The organism is Hydrogenophaga palleronii (assembly GCF_031457455.1).
Taxonomy (GTDB): domain Bacteria; phylum Pseudomonadota; class Gammaproteobacteria; order Burkholderiales; family Burkholderiaceae_C; genus Hydrogenophaga; species Hydrogenophaga palleronii_A.
The window spans coordinates 1-19,359 of sequence record NZ_JAVDWU010000011.1 but is presented as its reverse complement, the minus strand read 5'-3'; the positions used below and the strand labels follow the sequence as shown (position 1 = coordinate 19,359).

Sequence of the window (19,359 nt, the reverse complement as noted above, 5' to 3'; positions counted from 1 at the left end):
CTCTCTGTCGATGTTGTCAATTCGCAACTGCGAATGATAGCGATACTTGGGCGCCTGCAGGCTGCCCCTCGATCTGGCGGTTGCTGATGTCCACGCGACCACCGTGCTCGTCCATGATCTTCTTGACCACGGCCAGCCCCAGGCCGGTGCCTTTGGTCTTGGTGGTCACATAAGGCTCGAACGCCCGCTTTAGGATGTGCTCGGCAAACCCGGGGCCGCGGTCATTGATGACCAGCCGCACCCATTTTCCCGACTCGGATCGGGCGGTGCGCAGTTGCACTTCGGCCCCTGGCTGCCCGCTCATGGCGTCCTGCGCGTTCTGCACCAGGTTGTGCAGAATCTGGCGCACCTGATGCGCATCGGCCATGGCCATGACCTGCCCTTCGGCCAGTTCGCAGCGCACGGGCACTGGCGCATGTTCGTACAGACTCATGAATTCTCGCACCAGCGCGTTCAGGTCCACGGCGGCCAGTTGGGCCGCTGGCAGGCGGGCGTAGTCACGGAACTCGTTGACCAGGCGCTTCATGGCGTCGACCTGGTCCACGATGGTGCGAACCGACTTGTTCAGAATGGCCTGCTCGGGCGGCTGCACTTTGCCTTCCAGCTTCATCGCCAGCCGCTCGGCCGAGAGCTGGATGGGTGTGAGCGGGTTCTTGATTTCGTGCGCCAGCCGCCGGGCCACCTCGCCCCAGGCCTTGGCCCGCTGCGCCGAAACCATCTCGGACACGTCGTCGAACACCAGCAGGCGCTCGTTGCGCGGCAACAGCGCGCCTCGTGCAATCAGGGTGATGCCTTCGTCGAACGGCGTGGTGCCCGTGGCGGTGAGCTCAAACGACTGTTGCCAGTGACCGCCCTGGTGGGGTGTCTGGTCTGAAAGAAACCGTTCGAATTGCTGCAGCACACCGCTGGCAAACGCTTCCAGGCCCGGCACCTGAGACAACGGTTGTCCCATGTGCAGCGACAACGGTGTGCGCAGGATGCGCGCTGCGCCGGGGTTCACGCTTTGCAAGCGGCCTTGCTCATCCAGCACCACCACACCTGCGGTCAGGTTGTCCAGAATGGTCTGCAGGTTGTCGCGCGCGGCATCGACCTGTTCCATGCTGCGCTGCACGGCGGTGCGGGCATCCGAAAGATCCTGGGTCATGTGCGCAAAGGTGCGGGTCAGGCCCGCAAGCTCGTCGCGCGAAGTGAGCGCGGGCTTGGGCGAGAGGTTGCCAGCCGCGACCTCCCGCATGCCTTCGGCCAGCACCAGCAGGGGGCGGATGAGCTGGTTGCCCAGGAGCACGGCCAGCAGCACGGCGCCAAACACCGCCAGAAACAGCGCCAGCGTGAGGGTACCGATGTACATGCGTCGCAAGCCTTGCCGTCCCAGGGCACGCTCCTGGTATTCGCGGTTGGCCACCTGCACCGCCAGTGCATCGGCTACCAGCGCCGGGGGCAGCGGCGCCACCACCTGCAGATAGCGCGGCTCGGCGCTAAAGCCGAAGTCAGGTGAACTGACCAGCGCCATCACCTTGATGCGGGCTTGCCCCACGGCCAGCCTGGCTTCCTCTTCGCCGTCGCTGCCTTCTTCCAGGCCTTCGATCTGCGCCATGACCCGCACCGTGCGCAGGTTGCGCAACTGGGCGGGATTGGGCCGCTCGGGGCTGAGATCGAACCGTGAGCTTCCCGCGCTGCCCAGCGGCTGACCCGCTGCATTCCAGAGCACCAGATCGGTCACGCCCAGCTGTTCACGCAGCCGCTCCAGCGCCAGCACCGCAGAAGCACTGGGCACGCGCGCCAGGCCTTCGGCGGCCACGCGGGTCTTGCCGCTGAGGTCCGCCGCCAACGTGTCGAGCGTGGTTCGGCCCAGATTGAGGCCGGCCGCCAGCGCCGACTCCACGCGCACATCGAACCAGCTTTCAATGGAGCGGGAAACAAACTGGTAGGAAACGGTGTAGATCAGCAAGCCTGGCAGCACACCCACCAGACCGATGATGGAGGCGAGTTTGATCAGCAGCCGGCTGCCGAACTTTCCGCGCTTCAGGCGCAAGGCCAGGCGCACCACGAGCCAGAGCAGGATCAGCGACAGCAGCACCGCCACCGCCACGTTGACCCCAACCAGCCAGGAGAAATTCTGCTCGTAGAGCGCGCGATTGCGTGTGGCCACCGTGAGCAGGAACAGCAGCACCATGCCCACACCGGTCATGAATACCAGACCGGTCGCCACCGCCCAGCGCATGCCGGACTTTCCAAGCTTGAGCGAATGGTGCGTGGAGCCGGCGCTGCTCACGTCGGTCTGGTCACGGGGAGTACGGGAATCGGGCGCCATCACCTGATCGGTCAGCGTCCCAGCACACCTGCATCCGGTTCGGCTTGCGGCGAGGGCTCACCGATGACCGTTTCTTCCGCTCGCACCCGCTCGCTGGCGTGGATGGGAGGCAACACGAGTCGGCCTTCTCGCTCAATGTTCCATTCCGGCTGGTTGCCCACGCCGATCTGAAAGGGTCGGGGCAACAGAGAGAGGTCCAGCCGCATGCTCCATTCGACCCGGTAGTCGTCCGGATCACCATCCGCCACACCCGCCCCGTCGGCGACTTTCCAACGGTAGACCCGCCCCACCCCAGCCAGGGCTTCGATCAGGCTGTCAAAGTTCTGGTGCAAAGCGTATTGCAGACCCGCCCCACTGGTTCCACCTGCGGCCTCATTGGACAGGCTCACGCGCCAGCGTCGCGTCAGGGGCTGGTAGGCCAGCCTGAGGGTGCGGTAGGCGCTGGCCACGCGTTTGTCGGTCCAGTACCAGCGCGGGCGGATCACCTCGGCACGCCACGCAAAATACAGCGGCACGCCCCTGAGCAACGCGTCTTCCACCAAGGGCCCGGGCACGATATGCAGGCGGGCCGTCAGATGCACCGCGTCAGGTGTGCGCAACAGCTCTTCCTGGATCACCGACAGGGGCTGTGCCTGTGCCGGCAGCCAGAGTGTGAGCAACAGCAGCCAGGACATCAGCCAGCGGGCGCACCCGCCATGGCGGCAGATCTTCACAGGCACCTTCCAGCCCCCCGATTCAATGCGAGGCCTTGTCGAAACGGGCGTAGAAGAATCCGTCATGTCCACCCGAATGATTGTCGTTGAACTCTTCGGCGGCAGACGCATCGCCCGGGAGCAAATGGCCTGGTGAAGGGCAAAGCACGGCGTCGGTGTGGCGCTCAAGGAACGCCTGCACCTGATCCTGACCTTCGGCCCTGAAAACCGAGCAGGTGGCATAGACCAGACGCCCCCCCGGTTTGAGCAGCGGCCACAGGGCGTCGAGCAGGTTTCGCTGGGTGCGCGCCAGTTGTTCGACATCTGTGGCCCTGCGCAACCAGCGCACATCCGGATGGCGCCGCACGATTCCCGAGGCGGTACACGGCGCATCCAGCAGGATCGCGTCAAAGGGCTTGCCATCCCACCACTGCGCCGCCTGGGCGGCATCGGCGCTGAGCACCTGGGCCGCAAGCCCCAGGCGATCCAGGTTCTGGTGGATACGTTCACAGCGCTTCGGGTCCAGATCGAGCGCCAGCATCTGGACGTCGGCCAGCTCCAACACATGCGCGGTCTTGCCGCCCGGTGCAGCGCACGCATCCAGCACCCGATCGGCGGGTGCCCAGTCCCGGCCCTCCAGCAGCAAGCCTGCAGCCATCTGGGCGGCAGCGTCCTGCACCGAACAAAGACCCTGGTCAAACCCCGGCAGTTGCTCCACTGGGTGTGGCACGCGGAGCTCCAGACCATCGTCGCCGAAGGGCATGGCGGCAATGCCAGCGGTAGCGAGTGAGCCAGCGTAGGCCTGCCGGTCGGTTTTTTGGCGGTTCACGCGAAGCGCCATCGGGCCAGGTCGGTTGTTGGCTTCCAGAATGGCTTGCCAATGGTCCGGGTGATCGCGCTGCACACGCTCAATCCACCAGAGCGGGTGGTTCCAGCGTGCCTGCGGCTGTTCGGCCACGTGCACCAGCAATGCCTCACGCTCTCTCAGAAAACGTCGCAGACAGGCATTGATGAACGCACCCTGCCGCTGCAATCCTCGGTCGGCCTTGGCGGCTTCCACCACCTGGTTCACGACCGTGTGGGCGGAATACCTGGGCGCATCTGGATCGACCGTACGAGATGGGTTGTCAGCGTCGGTCAGCAGCAGCGACAGCGCAGAGCACAACAACGCCTGGACCGCTGGGTCGGGTTTGCGCTGCACCAGGCAGGCAAGCAGCGCGCGGGTGGTGCCCAACTGCCGCAATGCGTGGAAGGTCAAGGCCTGAACGCCAGGCCGCAGGTGCGAGGGCACCTGAGGAAGCACATCGGCAAGGGATTGCCCCTGCTCGACGGCCTGCACACAGCGCGCCGCCTGCCTCAGCTGGGTCGCGAGACTGGGGGATGAATCGGATGGCGGGGCGCCTGGGGTGAGTCGATGTGCGGACTTGCTCAAATCAGCGTCCAGTCAGGGGATTTGTCGCCGGCATCGGTGCTTCTTTCTTTGGGGGCCGGCGCAGTTTGAACCGGTGGCTCTTCTGATCGACCCAGAGGCAATGGCCCCATGCTGCGCCCGTAGATGCGCCGGATACGCTGGTCCAGCGTCGGATGCGAATCCAGCCAGTGCGCGACCGAACCGGCTTCGTTGGCCACCAGCAGCATGTGCTGAACCACCGATCCCACGGGGCGCGAGACCACCCCTGCCCGCTGCTGGCTGAGCACCTTGCGCAGCACGCCACCCAGGCCATCCCGGCTGCGGGTCCATTGCACGGCGCGTGCGTCGGCCAGGTACTCGCGCTGTCTGGACACGGCGGCCTGCAGGGCATGCCCCGCCACCCAGCCCAGCCAGCCTGCGCACATGATGGCCAGGCCGATCAGCGCAGCGGCCATGCGGCGGTCGCGCGTGTCGGGCTCGAACAAGGTCTGGCCCATGCGATACAGCATCTCCAGTCCGAACACCATGCCCGCCAGACGCATGTTGAGCCGGGTATCGCCTTCGCCGATGTGGCTGAATTCGTGCGCCACCAGGCCCTGCAACTCTTCGCGATTGAGGTTGTCCAGCGCGCCCCGCGTGACGGCCACCACCGCATCGTTCTCGTCCCACCCGGTGGCAAAGGCATTGATGCCGTCGTCGCGCGGAACCACCATGGCGGTGGGCCGCTTCATGCCGGACGAAATGCTCATCTCATCGACGATGTTGGCGAAGCGTTTTTCATCGAAGTCGCCCGATGGTTGTGCCAGCCGCGCCCCCATCTGTTCCGCCAGACGCACGCCACCGTTGCCAGCCAGACGGGAGGTCTCGACCCACCAACCGCCCAGCACGAACAACAAGGTCACCCCCGTGTTCACCGCAAAGTAGTGGCGGGGATAGTGCATCTCTCCAGGCACCCAGAACCCCCAGGTCAACCCCCAGGCAAGCGCCAATGCCGCGTTCACGGCCACCACGAGCAGCGCCACGGTGACGGCAAACGCGAGCACCAGCTTGCGGGTTTGTCCGCGTGCGTCTCGCTGGAACTCGAAAAAGCGCATGTCAGCGTTCTGCCGACCCGCAGCGCGCGAAGCAGCGCCAACCCAGAGACACCGAGGAACCGGCTCTGCCGGGCCTCAGGTGTCGCCCCCCTTCAGGGGGGTGGCGCCAACGGCGACGCGGGGGGTGCTTCATTTTGCGCATCAGATTTCGATGCGGACGGCCTGACGCTCGACCTCGCTGGTGGTGGACTCCAGCATGCTCTGGGGCAGGAAACCAAACAGGCGGGCGACGACCAGGGTCGGGAACTGGGCTGCGGCGTCGTTGAATTCAAGCACATGGTCGTTGTAGGCCTGGCGCGCAAAGCCGATACGGTTCTCGGTGCTGGCCAATTCTTCGCTCAGCTCGCGCATGTTCTGGTCGGCCTTGAGGTCCGGGTAGGCTTCCACCACGGCGAACAAGCGCCCCAGGGCGCCCCCCAGCATCTGTTCGGCACCGGCCAGCGCACCCAGTGCACCCGCATTCAGCGGGCTGCCGGCAGCGGTCTGTTCGGCCGACTTGGCCTGGTTGCGCGCGGCAATCACCGCCTCGAGCGTGCTGGCTTCATGCGCCAGGTATTTGCGCGCCACCTCCACCAGGTTGGGAATCAGGTCATAGCGGCGTTTGAGCTGCACATCGATCTGCCCGAAAGCGTTGGCGATGGCATTCTTCAGTCGCACCAACCGGTTGTAGGCACCCACCGCCCAGAAGAAAACCCCCAGTGCCACAGCCAGCAAGACCCACAGCGTGACCGTCATGTCTTTCACTCCTTCAATTTGGAACGACCCGTTGGTGGATCAGCGACCCACACCGCCTCACCTGTAACAAAATCTGTTGGTATCGAAGGCAATATACCCCAGCCCCTTCGAAGGCCCGAAGGGACCGGGTGAACAATCACCAAGAAAAACGCCCCCGACCTGACGGTCGGGGGCGTTCATGGCTCAGGCGGCACCGGGCCGCTTCAGCGTGTACCGCTTTGCGCGAGCTTACTCGGCAGCCTCGCTGGCACTGGAAGCGTCAGACTGGTCGGCCTGATCAGCCTGATCGGCTGCCAGCGACAGGGCGTCGGCTTCGGCGATGGCGCGGCGCTCTTCGTCGTCCATCTTCTCCTTGACCTTGCGCGCTTCGTGATAAGCCATGCCGGTGCCTGCAGGAATCAGGCGACCCACGATGACGTTTTCCTTCAGACCACGCAGCTCGTCGCGCTTGCCCATGATGGCGGCTTCGGTCAGCACGCGCGTGGTTTCCTGGAAGGACGCGGCAGAGATGAACGAGTCGGTGGACAGCGATGCCTTGGTGATACCCAGCAACACGTTGCTGTAGGTCGCGGGGATCTTGCCTTCGGCGCGCAAGGCATCGTTGGTGTTGAGGATCTCCGAACGCTCGATCTGCTCACCGGCGATGTAGTTCGAATCACCCACGCTCTCGACAATCACGCGACGCAGCATCTGGCGCACGATCACTTCAATGTGCTTGTCGTTGATCTTCACACCCTGCAGACGGTAAACGTCCTGCACTTCGTCAACGATGTAGCGGGACAGCTCTTCGATACCCAGCAGGCGCAGGATGTCCTGCGGATCGGCCGGGCCGTCCACCACGCTCTCGCCCTTGTTGACCACCTGGCCTTCGTGCACCAGGATGTTCTTTTCCTTGGGGATGAGCTCGTCCCAGATCTTGCCTTCGGGGTCGGTGATCTGCAGGCGGACCTTGCCCTTGGTTTCCTTGCCGAACGACACGGTACCGGTCATCTCGGCCAGCATGCCCTTGTCTTTCGGGCTGCGGGCCTCGAACAGCTCGGCCACACGCGGCAGACCACCGGTGATGTCGCGCGTCTTCTGGCCTTCAACCGGGATGCGTGCCAGCACGTGGCCGGGGCCGACGTCCTGACCGTCGCGCACTTCGAGCAGCGCGCCGATCTGGAAGCCCACGGTCACCGAGTGGTCGGTGCCCGGGATCTTCACTTCGTTGCCGGATGCATCGAGCAGCTTCACCAGCGGACGGACCACCTTGGCCGAACCACGGTGCTTGGGATCGATCACCACCAGCGAGCTCAGACCGGTCACATCGTTGACCTGCTTGGCCACCGTGAGACCTTCTTCCACGTTCTCGAACTTCACCTGACCGGCGAATTCCGTGATGATGGGTCGGGTCAGCGGGTCCCAGTTGGCCAGGATCGCGCCGGCCTTGATCTGCTGGTCTGCCTTGACCGCCAGGATGGCGCCGTAAGGCACCTTGTGGCGTTCGCGCTCGCGACCGATTTCGTCGTGGATGATGATTTCGCCGGAACGGGAAATCACCACCAGCTCGCCCTTGCTGTTGGTCACGTAGCGCATCGTGGCGTTGAAGCCGATCGAACCGCTGGACTTGGCTTCCACGCTGGAGGCCACCGCCGCACGCGACGCCGCACCGCCGATGTGGAAGGTGCGCATGGTCAGCTGCGTGCCGGGTTCACCGATGGACTGGGCGGCAATCACGCCGACCGCCTCACCGATGTTGACCAGACCGCCACGACCCAGATCGCGGCCATAGCACTTGGCACAGATGCCGAAGCGGGTTTCGCAGGTCAGTGCGGTACGCACTTTCACTTCGTCCACGCCAGCGGCTTCCATCTCGTCGAGCATGTCTTCGTCGAGCAGGGTGCCTGCCGTGAACATCACCGCACGGTTTTCCGGGTGCACCACGTCTTCACAGATGGTGCGGCCCAGGATGCGGTCGCGAAGCGATTCGATCACTTCACCGCCTTCGACGATGGCGCGCATCACCGTGCCATTTGAGGTGCCGCAGTCCTGCTGGTTGACCACCAGATCCTGTGTCACGTCGACCAAGCGGCGGGTCAGGTAACCCGAGTTCGCAGTCTTCAGCGCCGTGTCGGCCAGACCCTTTCGGGCGCCGTGGGTGGAGATGAAGTACTGCAACACGTTCAGACCTTCACGGAAGTTCGCCGTGATCGGGGTCTCAATGATGGAGCCGTCAGGCTTGGCCATCAGACCACGCATGCCGGCGAGCTGGCGGATCTGCGCGGCAGAACCACGGGCACCGGAGTCGGCCATCATGTAGATGGAGTTGAACGACTCCTGGTCCACTTCTTTGCCGTCTCGGTCCGTGGTCTTCTGCTTGGCCAGCTGGGCCATCATGACCTTGGAGATCTCGTCGCCGGCCTTGCCCCAGATGTCCACCACCTTGTTGTAGCGCTCGCCTGCGGTCACCAGACCGGAAGCGTACTGCTGGGCGATTTCCTTGACCTCTTTTTCGGCGCGGTCGATGATGCCCGGCTTTTCCTTGGGCACCAGCATGTCGTCCACCGCGATGGAGATGCCGGCGCGCGTGGCCAGGCGGAAACCGTTCTGCAGCAACTTGTCGGCGAAGACCACCGTTTCCTTCAGACCGCACTTGCGGAACGAGGTGTTGATCAGGCGCGAGATTTCCTTCTTCTTCAGCGCCTTGTTGAGCACGTCGAAAGGCAGGCCCTTGGGCAGGATCTCTGACAGCAATGCGCGGCCCACGGTCGTGTCCACCAGGGTGGTGAACGGCGTGAACTCGCCGGTGGCCTTGTCCAGGGTGTACTGCACCAGGCGCACGCTGACCTTGGCGGTGATTTCAACCACTTCGTTGTCGAGTGCGCGTTGCAGCTCGGCCAGATCCGCGAAGATCATGCCCTCGCCCTTGCCGTTGATGCGCTCGCGGGTGGCGTAGTACAGGCCCAGCACCACGTCTTGCGACGGCACGATGGAGGGCTCGCCCGATGCGGGGAACAGCACGTTGTTGGAGGCCAGCATCAGGGTGCGGGCTTCCAGTTGCGCTTCCACCGACAGCGGGATGTGAACAGCCATCTGGTCACCGTCGAAGTCGGCGTTGAAGGCGGCACAGACCAGCGGGTGCAGCTGGATCGCCTTGCCTTCGATCAGGATGGGCTCAAACGCCTGAATGCCCAGGCGGTGCAGCGTGGGTGCGCGGTTCAGCAGCACCGGGTGCTCCTTGATCACCTCTTCCAGGATGTCCCACACCACCGGCGTGCCGGCTTCCACTTCCTTCTTCGCGGCCTTGATGGTGGTCGCGATGCCCATGGCTTCCAGGCGCGAGAAGATGAAAGGCTTGAACAGCTCCAGGGCCATCAGCTTGGGCAGGCCGCACTGGTGCAGCTTGAGCGTTGGGCCCACCACGATGACCGAACGGCCCGAGTAGTCGACGCGCTTGCCCAGCAGGTTCTGGCGGAAACGACCGCTCTTGCCCTTGATCATGTCGGCCAGCGACTTCAGGGCGCGCTTGTTGGCGCCCGTCATGGCCTTGCCACGGCGACCGTTGTCCAGCAACGAGTCCACGGCTTCCTGCAGCATGCGCTTTTCGTTGCGCGCGATGATCTCAGGGGCCTTCAGCTCCAGCAGGCGACGCAGCCGGCTGTTGCGGTTGATCACGCGGCGGTACAGGTCGTTCAGATCGGAAGTGGCGAAACGGCCGCCATCCAGGGGCACCAGCGGACGCAGGTCCGGTGGCAGCACGGGCAGCACGTCGAGCACCATCCACTCGGGCTTGATGCCCGATTTCTTGAAGGCTTCCAGCACCTTGAGTCGCTTGGCGTTCTTCTTGATCTTGAGCTCGGAGCCGGTCAGGTCGTTGCGCAGCTTCTCGATCTCGATGTCGAGGTCGATGGCCTGCAGCAATTCCTTGATGCCCTCGGCGCCCATTTTGGCCACGAATTCGTCGCCGAATTCCTTGCGCTTGGCGTCGAAGTCGTCTTCGCTCATGATGCCGAACTTCTTCAGCGGGGTCATGCCGGGGTCGGTCACCACGTACGCTTCGAAGTACAGCACGCGTTCGATGTCGCGCAGCGTCATGTCCAGGATCAGACCCAGACGCGATGGCAGCGATTTCAGGAACCAGATGTGGGCGCAAGGCGCGGCCAGATCGATGTGACCCATGCGCTCGCGACGCACCTTGGTCTGCGTGACTTCAACGCCGCACTTCTCGCAGATCACACCGCGGTGCTTGAGGCGCTTGTACTTGCCGCACAGGCATTCGTAGTCCTTGATGGGACCAAAGATCTTGGCGCAGAACAGCCCGTCGCGCTCGGGTTTGAACGTGCGGTAGTTGATGGTCTCGGGCTTCTTGACTTCGCCAAAAGACCACGAACGGATTTTCTCGGGCGACGCCAAGCCGATGCGGATGGCATCGAAATGCTCGTCGGGCGTGAATTGCTTGAACAGGTCGAGCAAGGATTTCATATCGAACTTCCTTAAATACTTGAGACAACGTTAGGAGAGCAGTGACTTGACCAAGAACACCGCGGAACCGGCTTGGCCGGGCCGCAGGTGTTGTCCCCCTGGGGGGAAGCCGCGAAGCGGCGCAGGGGGGTCAGCTCCTCTCCAATTCGATGTCGATACCCAGCGAACGGATTTCCTTGACCAGCACGTTGAACGACTCGGGCATGCCCGCGTCGATCGAGTGCTCGCCCTTGACGATGGACTCGTACACCTTGGTGCGGCCTTGCACGTCGTCCGACTTGACGGTGAGCATTTCCTGCAGGATGTAGGAAGCACCGTAGGCTTCCAGCGCCCACACTTCCATCTCGCCGAAACGCTGTCCGCCGAACTGTGCCTTGCCGCCCAGCGGCTGCTGGGTAACCAGGGAGTAAGGACCGGTCGAGCGGGCATGCATCTTGTCGTCCACCAGGTGGTGCAGCTTCAGGAAGTGCATGTAGCCCACGGTGGTCTTGCGCTCGAAAGCGTCACCGGTGCGGCCGTCGTACAGCTGCGCCTGGGTGCGGGTTTCGGTCAGGCCCTTGCGGGTGGCGATGTCGTCGGGGTAGGCCAGTTTCAGCATGGCGCGGATCTCGTCTTCCGAGGCACCATCGAACACGGGCGTGGCAAACGGCACGCCGTTCTTGAGGTTGTCGGCCATCTCCAGCACGTCGGCATCGCTGAGGTCAGACAAGGTTTCCTTCTTGCCGGCCTGGTTGTAGACCGTCTCCAGGAACTGGCGCAGCTCGGCGGCCTTGGCCTCTTCCTGCAGCATGTCACCAATGCGCTGGCCCAGGCCCTTGGCGGCCCAGCCCAGATGCACTTCCAGCACCTGACCCACGTTCATGCGCGAAGGCACGCCCAGCGGGTTGAGCACGATGTCGGCGGGGGTGCCATCGGCCATGTAGGGCATGTCTTCCACGGGCACGATCTTGGAGACCACACCCTTGTTGCCGTGACGGCCGGCCATCTTGTCGCCAGGCTGCAGGCGGCGCTTGACCGCTAGGTAGACCTTGACCATCTTCAGCACGCCCGCTGGCAGCTCGTCGCCTTGCGTGAGTTTCTTGCGCTTTTCTTCGAAGGACAGGTCGAAGCTGTGGCGCGTCTGCTCCATGGAGTTCTTGATGGACTCCAGCTGGGCGGCCACGTTGTCGTCGGCCGGACGGATGTCGAACCAGTGGTATTTCTCCACGTCGTCGAGGTAGGCCTTGTCGATGGTGGTGCCCTTGGACAGCTTCTTGGGGCCACCGTTGGCGACCTTGCCGGTCAGCAGCTTCTCGATCCGGTCGAAGGCGTCGGCTTCCACGATGCGCAACTGGTCGTTCAGGTCCAGGCGGAAACGCTTGAGCTCGTCGTCGATGATCTGCTGGGCGCGCTTGTCGCGGGTGATGCCTTCACGGGTGAACACCTGCACGTCGATCACGGTGCCTTGCGAACCCTGGTCCACACGCAGCGAGGTGTCCTTCACGTCGGAAGCCTTCTCGCCGAAGATGGCGCGCAGCAGCTTCTCTTCAGGTGTGAGGGTGGTCTCGCCCTTGGGCGTGACCTTGCCCACCAGCACGTCGCCGGGCAGCACTTCGGCGCCCACGTAGATGATGCCGGAGTCGTCCAGGCGGTTGAGCTGCTGCTCGGCCAGGTTGGGGATGTCGCGGGTGATTTCTTCCGCGCCCAGCTTGGTGTCGCGCGCCATGACCACCAGTTCCTCGATGTGGATCGAGGTGTAGCGGTCTTCGGACACGACCTTCTCCGAGATCAGGATCGAATCCTCGAAGTTGTAGCCGTTCCAGGGCATGAAGGCGATCAGCATGTTCTGGCCGATCGAGATCTCGCCCAGGTCGGTCGATGCGCCGTCGGCAATCACGTCACCCTTGGCCAGCATGTCGCCCTTCTTCACGATGGGGCGCTGGTGGATGTTGGTGTTCTGGTTGGAACGCTGGTACTTGATGAGGTTGTAGATGTCCACACCCACTTCGCCGGCCACGGCTTCGGCGTCGTTCACGCGCACCACGATGCGGGTTGCGTCCACGTAGTCGACCTTGCCGCCACGGGTGGCGGTCACCACGGTGCCGGAGTCGATCGCGGCGACGCGTTCGATGCCGGTACCCACCAGTGGCTTTTCAGGACGCAGCACAGGCACGGCCTGGCGCGACATGTTGGCGCCCATCAGTGCGCGGTTGGCATCGTCGTGCTCCAGGAACGGCACCAGCGACGCCGCCACCGACACGATCTGCGCCGGCGACACGTCCATGTACTGGATGGTGTCGGACGGGGTCAGGATCGATTCGCCCTTTTCACGCGCAGAGATCAGGTCACCGGTCAGGCGGCCTTCGGCGTCGAGTGCGGCGTTGGCCTGTGCAATGACGTACTTGCCTTCTTCAATGGCAGACAGGTAGTCGATCTGGTTCGTGACCTTGCCTTCGATCACGCGACGGTACGGGGTTTCAATGAAACCGTATTCGTTCAGGCGGGCGTACAGAGCCAGCGAGTTGATCAGGCCGATGTTCGGGCCTTCAGGCGTTTCGATCGGACAAACGCGACCGTAGTGGGTCACATGCACGTCACGCACCTCGAAGCCAGCGCGTTCGCGGGTCAGACCACCCGGGCCAAGCGCCGAAACACGGCGCTTGTGGGTGATCTCGGCCAGCGGGTTGGTCTGGTCCATGAACTGCGACAGCTGCGACGCACCGAAAAACTCCTTGAGGGCCGCAGAAATCGGCTTGGAGTTGATCAGGTCGTGCGGCATCAGCGGCTCTTGCTCGGCCTGGCCCAGACGCTCCTTCACGGCCTTCTCGATACGCGCCAGACCGGTGCGGTACTGGTTCTCGGCCAGTTCGCCCACGCAACGCACGCGGCGGTTGCCCAGGTGATCGATGTCATCGACTTCGCCGCGGCCATTGCGCAGGTCCACCAGAATCTTGACCACGGCCAGGATGTCTTCGTTGGACAGCACCATGGGGCCGGTGGATTCGTCTCGGCCCACGCGGGCGTTGAACTTCATGCGGCCCACGCGCGACAGGTCGTACGTGTCCGGGTTGTAGAACAGGCGGTGGAACAGAGCCTGCACCGCGTCTTCGGTTGGCGGCTCGCCGGGGCGCATCATGCGGTAGATGGCCACGCGAGCAGCGAATTCGTCGGCGGTTTCGTCGATGCGCAGGGTCTGAGAAATGTAGGCGCCCTGGTCGAGTTCGTTGGTGTAGAGGACTTGCAGGTCCTGCACGCCAGCGGCGCGCAGTTTCTTCAACAGCGCTTCGGTCAGCTCTTCGTTGGCCTTGGCGATGATTTCGCCCGTGTCCTCATCGACGATGTTGCGTGCAACGACGCGGCCAATCAGGAAGTCTTCGGGCACGCTGATGTGGCTGGTGCCGGACTGCTCCAGTTCACGCGTGTGTCGGACCGTGATGCGCTTGTCCTTCACCACCACAACCTTGCCGGACTTGTCGGTGATGTCGAAGCGGGCCACTTCACCGCGCAGGCGCTCGGGCACGAAGGCCATTTGCGCACCGCTGTCCATCAGACGCATGTGGTCGTTGACGAAGAAGTTGGCCAGAATGGTTTCCGGCGTCAGGCCAATGGCCTTGAGCAGGATGGTGACCGGCATCTTGCGGCGGCGGTCGACGCGGAAGAACAGCACGTCCTTGGGGTCGAATTCGAAGTCGAGCCAGGAGCCGCGGTAGGGGATGATGCGAGCAGAGAACAGCAGCTTGCCCGAGCTGTGGGTCTTGCCCTTGTCGTGTTCGAAGAACACGCCGGGTGAGCGGTGCAGCTGCGACACAATCACGCGCTCGGTGCCGTTGATGATGAAGGAACCCTTGTCGGTCATCAGGGGCACTTCGCCCATGTAGACCTCTTGCTCCTTGACTTCCTTGATCACCTTGGACTGGTTGGTCGAGGACTCACGGTCGTAGATGATCAGTTGCACGCGCGCACGCACGGCCGATGCAAATGTCAGGCCTCGGGTCTGGCATTCGCGCACATCGAAGGCGGGCTTGGCCAGGTTGTATTCAACGAACTTCATCTCGACAAAGCCGTTGTGCGAGACGATGGGGAAGGCGGCTTCGAATGCGGCCTGAAGGCCTTCGTTGGTGCGCTTCTTGGGCGCCGAGTCGGCTTGCAGGAACGCCGTGTAAGCGTCCTTCTGCATCTGCAGCAGGTAAGGAATCTCGAGAACGTTCTCGCGACTGCCAAAACTCTTGCGGATGCGTTTGCGTTCGGTGTATGAATAGTTCGATGCTGAGGCCATGAAATCTCCGAGCTCTGCGGCGACTGTCTTGCCCGCCTGACGCGTCAAACGCCAGGGGCTTTTCTTGGTGGCTGGCCTCTACCAACCATTGGCGGACGGCCTGTGCGTTGCACACAGGCCCGAACCAAGTCGTCTTCTGCAGTCGGGGTCAGAAGACACTCACAAACGGGGTCGGCGACCAGGCTTGTGGGTGCGCTCTGAAAGCACAGAAGGCTGGAGGCCCTTTTGGGGCACTCCAGCCTCGGAAAAGGCGCTGAATTACTTCAGTTCGGCCTTGGCGCCGGCTTCCACCAGCTTCTTCACAGCAGCTTCGGCGTCGGCCTTGGCAATGCCTTCCTTGACGTTCTTCGGTGCGCCATCGACCAGGTCCTTGGCTTCCTTCAGACCCAGGCCGGTGATTTCGCGCACGGCCTTGATGACGGACACCTTGTTGGCGCCGGCTTCTTGCAGCACGACGTTGAACTCGGTCTTCTCTTCTGCAGCAGCGGCTGCACCACCACCGCCACCAGCGGCAGGGGCGGCCATGGCGGCAGCGCTCACACCAAACTTCTCTTCGATGGCTTTCACCAGGTCGTTGAGTTCCATGACCGTCATGCTGTCCAGCGAGGTCAGAAATGCGTCTTTATCGAATGCCATTTTGATTTCCTAACAATTGGTTAAACGAATCCACCGCGCCTTCAGGCTGCGGCGGCTTCCTCGGCTGCCGGTGCGGCAGCGCCTTCGCCTTTTTTCGCCGCCAGCGCGCCCAGCACAACGGCCGTACGCGACATGGGCGACATCAGCAAGCCACACAACTGGGCCAGCAGCACTTCCTTCGAAGGAATGCTGGCGAGTTGCTTCACGCCCTCGACATCCAGGACTTTGCCTCCGTACACGCCAGCGCGAATCACCAACTTGTCGTTGGTCTTCGCGAACTCGGCGACCACCTTCGCGGCGGCCACGGCGTCTTCAGAGAAGCCATAGATCAGCGGACCGGTCATCTGGTCTGCGGCCACTTCAAACGTGCTGCCAGCCACCGCACGGCGGGCCAGGGTGTTTTTCAACACACTCAGGCTCACACCGTTGCTGCGGGCATTGACGCGCAGTTTGTCCATGTTCGCGACCGTGATGCCACGGTATTCCGCCATCACGAGCGTTTGAGCTTTAGCGGCGAGGCTGGTCACTTCGGAAATGACCGCTTCTTTCTCACTGCGATTCAGACTCAAGGTCTACTCCTTAAATGTGCCTTCGGTCCTTGGACCTGGGGCACGCCTCATTGCAGCGACCAACTGTCTTCCGGAACTCGTTCCATCTGCAGCGGGATCGCCATCTGCGTTGGCTTTTCACAATTAAGTCGATCGCTGCCCCAAAGGGTTTTGAACGACACCAACGGTCTTGGATGGCCCCACCGGCTGGCATTGCTGCCAAGCCACTGGACCCACCACACCCGGGCGGCCGAAGCCTCCCGAATTCTTTTCGCTACCAGCCAGCGATCACGCCGAGATGGATTGCGTGTCGACGCGCACGCCCACACCCATCGTCGACGACACGGCCACCTTGCGCAGGTACTGACCCTTGCTGGTGGCAGGCTTGGCCTTGTTCAGGGCTTCGATCAGCGCAACCAGGTTGCCTTGCAGCTTGTCAGCGTCAAACGAACGGCGGCCGATCGTGCCATGCACGATGCCGGCCTTGTCGACGCGGAACTGAACCTGACCTGCCTTGGCGTTTTTCACGGCGGTGGCCACGTCAGGGGTCACGGTGCCAACCTTGGGGTTGGGCATCAGGCCACGGGGACCCAGGATCTGGCCCAGGGTACCCACAACGCGCATGGCGTCCGGCGAGGCGATCACCACGTCAAAAGGCATGTTGCCGGCCTTGATGTCGGCAGCGAGGTCGTCCATGCCGACGATGTCGGCACCGGCGGCCTTGGCTTCTTCGGCCTTGGCACCCTGAGCGAACACGGCCACGCGCTTGGTCTTGCCGGTGCCGTTGGGCATCACGACGGCACCACGCACCACCTGATCAGACTTCTTGGCGTCCACGCCCAACTGAATGGCCACATCGATGGACTCGTCGAACTTGGCGTTCGCACACTCCTTGATGATGGCCAGTGCGTCGGTCAGCGGGTACAGCTTGTTGCTGTCGACCTTGCCTTCGAAGGCTTTTTGTTTCTTGGTCAGCTTGGCCATGTCACACGCCCTCCACAATCACGCCCATCGAGCGGGCCGAACCGGCGATGGTGCGCACAGCGGCGTCCACGTCGGCAGCGGTCATGTCTTTCATCTTGGTCTTGGCGATTTCTTCCAGCTGAGCGCGGGTGATCTTGCCGACCTTCTGCTTGTTGGGCACCGGGGAGCCCTTGTCCAGCTTGATGGCCTTCTTGATCAAGGTCGTCGCAGGCGGCGTCTTGATGATGAAGGTGAAGCTCTTGTCCGCAAATGCCGTGATCACCACGGGCAGCGGCAGACCGGGCTCGACGCCCTGGGTCTGGGCGTTGAACGCCTTGCAGAACTCCATGATGTTCAGGCCGCGCTGACCCAGCGCCGGACCGATCGGGGGAGAGGGGTTGGCCTTACCAGCTGGCACTTGCAGCTTGATGAAGCCGACGATTTTTTTCGCCATTTTTTAGCTCCTGCGAGTGCAATCGGCCGTCATCTAAAACGACCTCCTCGCGATTGGGGACCCGAATGAAACAAGGGCATCGGCGTCGGGTCGACCCGCCGGCACCTGAAAATCTCAGGTCTTTTCGACCTGGCTGAACTCGAGTTCGACGGGCGTGGCACGACCGAAGATGGTCACCGACACGCGCATCTTGTTCTTCTCGTAGTTGACTTCTTCCACCGTGCCATTGAAGTCGGTGAAAGGGCCTTCCTTGACACGAACGTACTCGCCCACCACAAATTCCACCTTGTGACGCGGCTTGTCGGTACCTTCCTGCATCTGGTCAACGATCTTCTGAACGTCTTCTTCAGAAATGGGCGCCGGACGGTTCTTTGCACCGCCGACAAAACCCGTCACCTTGTTGGTGTGCTTGACCAAGTGCCAGGTGTCGTCATCCATCACCATTTCCACCAGCACATAGCCAGGGAAAAACTTGCGCTCGGTGGTGCGCTTCTGACCGTTCTTGACTTCAACCACTTCTTCAGTGGGCACAAGAATGCGGCCAAACTTGTCCTGCATGCCGGCACGGTTGATGCGTTCGACGATATTGCGCTCGGCTGCCTTTTCCATGCCCGAATAGGCATGAACCACATACCAACGCATGCCTTCAGCTGCCACACCGTCGGTCACCGGGCTGCTCTGATCACTCATGCTTATCTCCAACCCAGAATCAGATCGTAAAAAACCCACTCGACGGTCTTGTCGGTCAGCCACAGGAACAAGCCCATGACAAACACGAACGCAAACACGTACGCCGTCATCTGGATCGCCTCCTTGCGGGCGGGCCAGACCACTTTCTTGACTTCCCGCCAGGAATCGCGACCAAAAGCAAGCAACTGACGACCCGATTCCGAAGAAAGGAAGACAGCAATCGCCGCCGCCAGCCCCACCAGCAAACCACCCCATTGAGCGTAACCACCCTGCGGGGCCAGCATGAAGTAGGCAACGAATGCCCCCGCCAGCAACAGGACGGCCACACCCAGCTTCGCCTTGTCTGCGCCGGAGTGGACTGTTTCAACTTCAGAAGTGGCCATAAGGTCTCATTACAAAAAAAACACGTGTCAGAAAGGCAAAACCTTGAGACACGCAAGCCCACCAGAGGTCTTGACGACTTCGGTGGGCTTGTTGACCACTAAACAGGACCAGATCAAACCGGATTTGGTTCCCATTGGGTGGCAGGGGCAGTAGGAATCGAACCTACAACCTTCGGTTTTGGAGACCGACGCTCTGCCAATTGAGCTATACCCCTACTGGCTGGTGCCCCTTACGGGGAAGTTAGGCAATGATCTTGGCCACAACGCCGGCGCCGACGGTACGACCACCTTCGCGGATGGCGAAGCGCAGGCCCTCTTCCATGGCGATGGGGTTGATCAGCTTGACCGTGATCGACACGTTGTCACCCGGCATGACCATTTCCTTGCCCTCTGGCAGCTCGATGGAACCGGTCACGTCGGTGGTGCGGAAGTAGAACTGCGGGCGGTAGTTATTGAAGAACGGCGTGTGACGGCCACCTTCGTCCTTGGACAGCACGTAGATCTCACCGGTGAAGTGCGTGTGCGGCTTGATGGAGCCGGGCTTGCACAGCACCTGGCCGCGCTGCACGTCTTCACGCTTGGTGCCGCGCAGCAGAATACCCACGTTGTCGCCCGCCTGGCCCTGGTCCAACAGCTTGCGGAACATTTCCACGCCGGTGCAGGTGGTCTTCTGGGTGTCGGCAATGCCGACGATCTCGATTTCTTCGCCGACCTTGATGACGCCGC

14 protein-coding genes and 1 tRNA gene are annotated in these 19,359 nt (G+C 62.6%); all 15 read right to left on the bottom strand.

Features of this window, described 5'->3' with window-relative positions; translation table 11 throughout:
* Nucleotides 1-16: 16 nt before the first annotated feature.
* The gene (locus J2W49_RS21330; RefSeq protein ID WP_310320905.1) at nucleotides 17-2,311 is read right to left on the bottom strand and encodes a sensor histidine kinase; all 2,295 of its coding nucleotides are present in this window, start codon (nucleotides 2,309-2,311) and stop codon (nucleotides 17-19) included.
* A gap of 11 nt (nucleotides 2,312-2,322) precedes the next feature.
* Nucleotides 2,323-3,024, bottom strand: coding sequence for a DUF4390 domain-containing protein (locus tag J2W49_RS21325; RefSeq protein ID WP_310320903.1), 702 nt, complete (start codon nucleotides 3,022-3,024; stop codon nucleotides 2,323-2,325).
* 22 nt (nucleotides 3,025-3,046) lie between these two features.
* Nucleotides 3,047-4,435, bottom strand: a complete 1,389-nt coding sequence (gene rsmB, locus J2W49_RS21320) for a 16S rRNA (cytosine(967)-C(5))-methyltransferase RsmB (RefSeq protein ID WP_310320902.1) — start codon at nucleotides 4,433-4,435, stop codon at nucleotides 3,047-3,049.
* Complete coding sequence (locus tag J2W49_RS21315; protein WP_310320900.1) at nucleotides 4,432-5,508, bottom strand: M48 family metalloprotease; 1,077 nt, start codon at nucleotides 5,506-5,508, stop codon at nucleotides 4,432-4,434. Before J2W49_RS21315 ends, rsmB begins: the two co-directional genes overlap by 4 nt.
* 141 nt (nucleotides 5,509-5,649) lie before the next feature.
* Nucleotides 5,650-6,243 carry a LemA family protein gene (locus J2W49_RS21310; protein ID WP_310320898.1) on the bottom strand — a complete coding sequence of 198 codons (594 nt, stop codon included), beginning with the start codon at nucleotides 6,241-6,243 and terminating at the stop codon, nucleotides 5,650-5,652.
* A gap of 228 nt (nucleotides 6,244-6,471) precedes the next feature.
* Nucleotides 6,472-10,704: a DNA-directed RNA polymerase subunit beta' gene (gene rpoC, locus J2W49_RS21305; RefSeq protein ID WP_310320896.1), complete on the bottom strand. Its 4,233-nt coding sequence runs from the start codon at nucleotides 10,702-10,704 to the stop codon at nucleotides 6,472-6,474.
* A gap of 130 nt (nucleotides 10,705-10,834) precedes the next feature.
* Nucleotides 10,835-14,959, bottom strand: coding sequence for a DNA-directed RNA polymerase subunit beta (gene rpoB, locus J2W49_RS21300; protein WP_310320894.1), 4,125 nt, complete (start codon nucleotides 14,957-14,959; stop codon nucleotides 10,835-10,837).
* Between the two features lie 258 nt (nucleotides 14,960-15,217).
* The gene (gene rplL, locus J2W49_RS21295; protein ID WP_310320892.1) at nucleotides 15,218-15,595 is read right to left on the bottom strand and encodes a 50S ribosomal protein L7/L12; all 378 of its coding nucleotides are present in this window, start codon (nucleotides 15,593-15,595) and stop codon (nucleotides 15,218-15,220) included.
* A 41-nt stretch (nucleotides 15,596-15,636) separates the two neighbouring features.
* Nucleotides 15,637-16,164 carry a 50S ribosomal protein L10 gene (gene rplJ / locus J2W49_RS21290; RefSeq protein WP_310320890.1) on the bottom strand — a complete coding sequence of 176 codons (528 nt, stop codon included), beginning with the start codon at nucleotides 16,162-16,164 and terminating at the stop codon, nucleotides 15,637-15,639.
* Between the two features lie 267 nt (nucleotides 16,165-16,431).
* Nucleotides 16,432-17,127 carry a 50S ribosomal protein L1 gene (rplA, locus tag J2W49_RS21285; RefSeq protein WP_310320888.1) on the bottom strand — a complete coding sequence of 232 codons (696 nt, stop codon included), beginning with the start codon at nucleotides 17,125-17,127 and terminating at the stop codon, nucleotides 16,432-16,434.
* 1 nt (nucleotide 17,128) lies between these two features.
* Nucleotides 17,129-17,560: a 50S ribosomal protein L11 gene (gene rplK, locus J2W49_RS21280; RefSeq protein WP_304914070.1), complete on the bottom strand. Its 432-nt coding sequence runs from the start codon at nucleotides 17,558-17,560 to the stop codon at nucleotides 17,129-17,131.
* A gap of 114 nt (nucleotides 17,561-17,674) precedes the next feature.
* A complete protein-coding gene (nusG, locus tag J2W49_RS21275; protein ID WP_310320887.1) occupies nucleotides 17,675-18,250 on the bottom strand; it encodes a transcription termination/antitermination protein NusG in 576 nt (191 codons plus the stop codon).
* A 2-nt stretch (nucleotides 18,251-18,252) separates the two neighbouring features.
* On the bottom strand, nucleotides 18,253-18,633 hold the full coding sequence (gene secE, locus J2W49_RS21270; RefSeq protein WP_310320885.1) for a preprotein translocase subunit SecE: 381 nt from the start codon (nucleotides 18,631-18,633) through the stop codon (nucleotides 18,253-18,255).
* 139 nt (nucleotides 18,634-18,772) lie between these two features.
* Nucleotides 18,773-18,848, bottom strand: a tRNA-Trp gene (locus tag J2W49_RS21265).
* A 26-nt stretch (nucleotides 18,849-18,874) separates the two neighbouring features.
* Nucleotides 18,875-19,359: EF-Tu C-terminal domain-related protein (locus J2W49_RS21260; RefSeq protein WP_310320884.1), on the bottom strand; the 485-nt coding region annotated here is incomplete at its 5' end.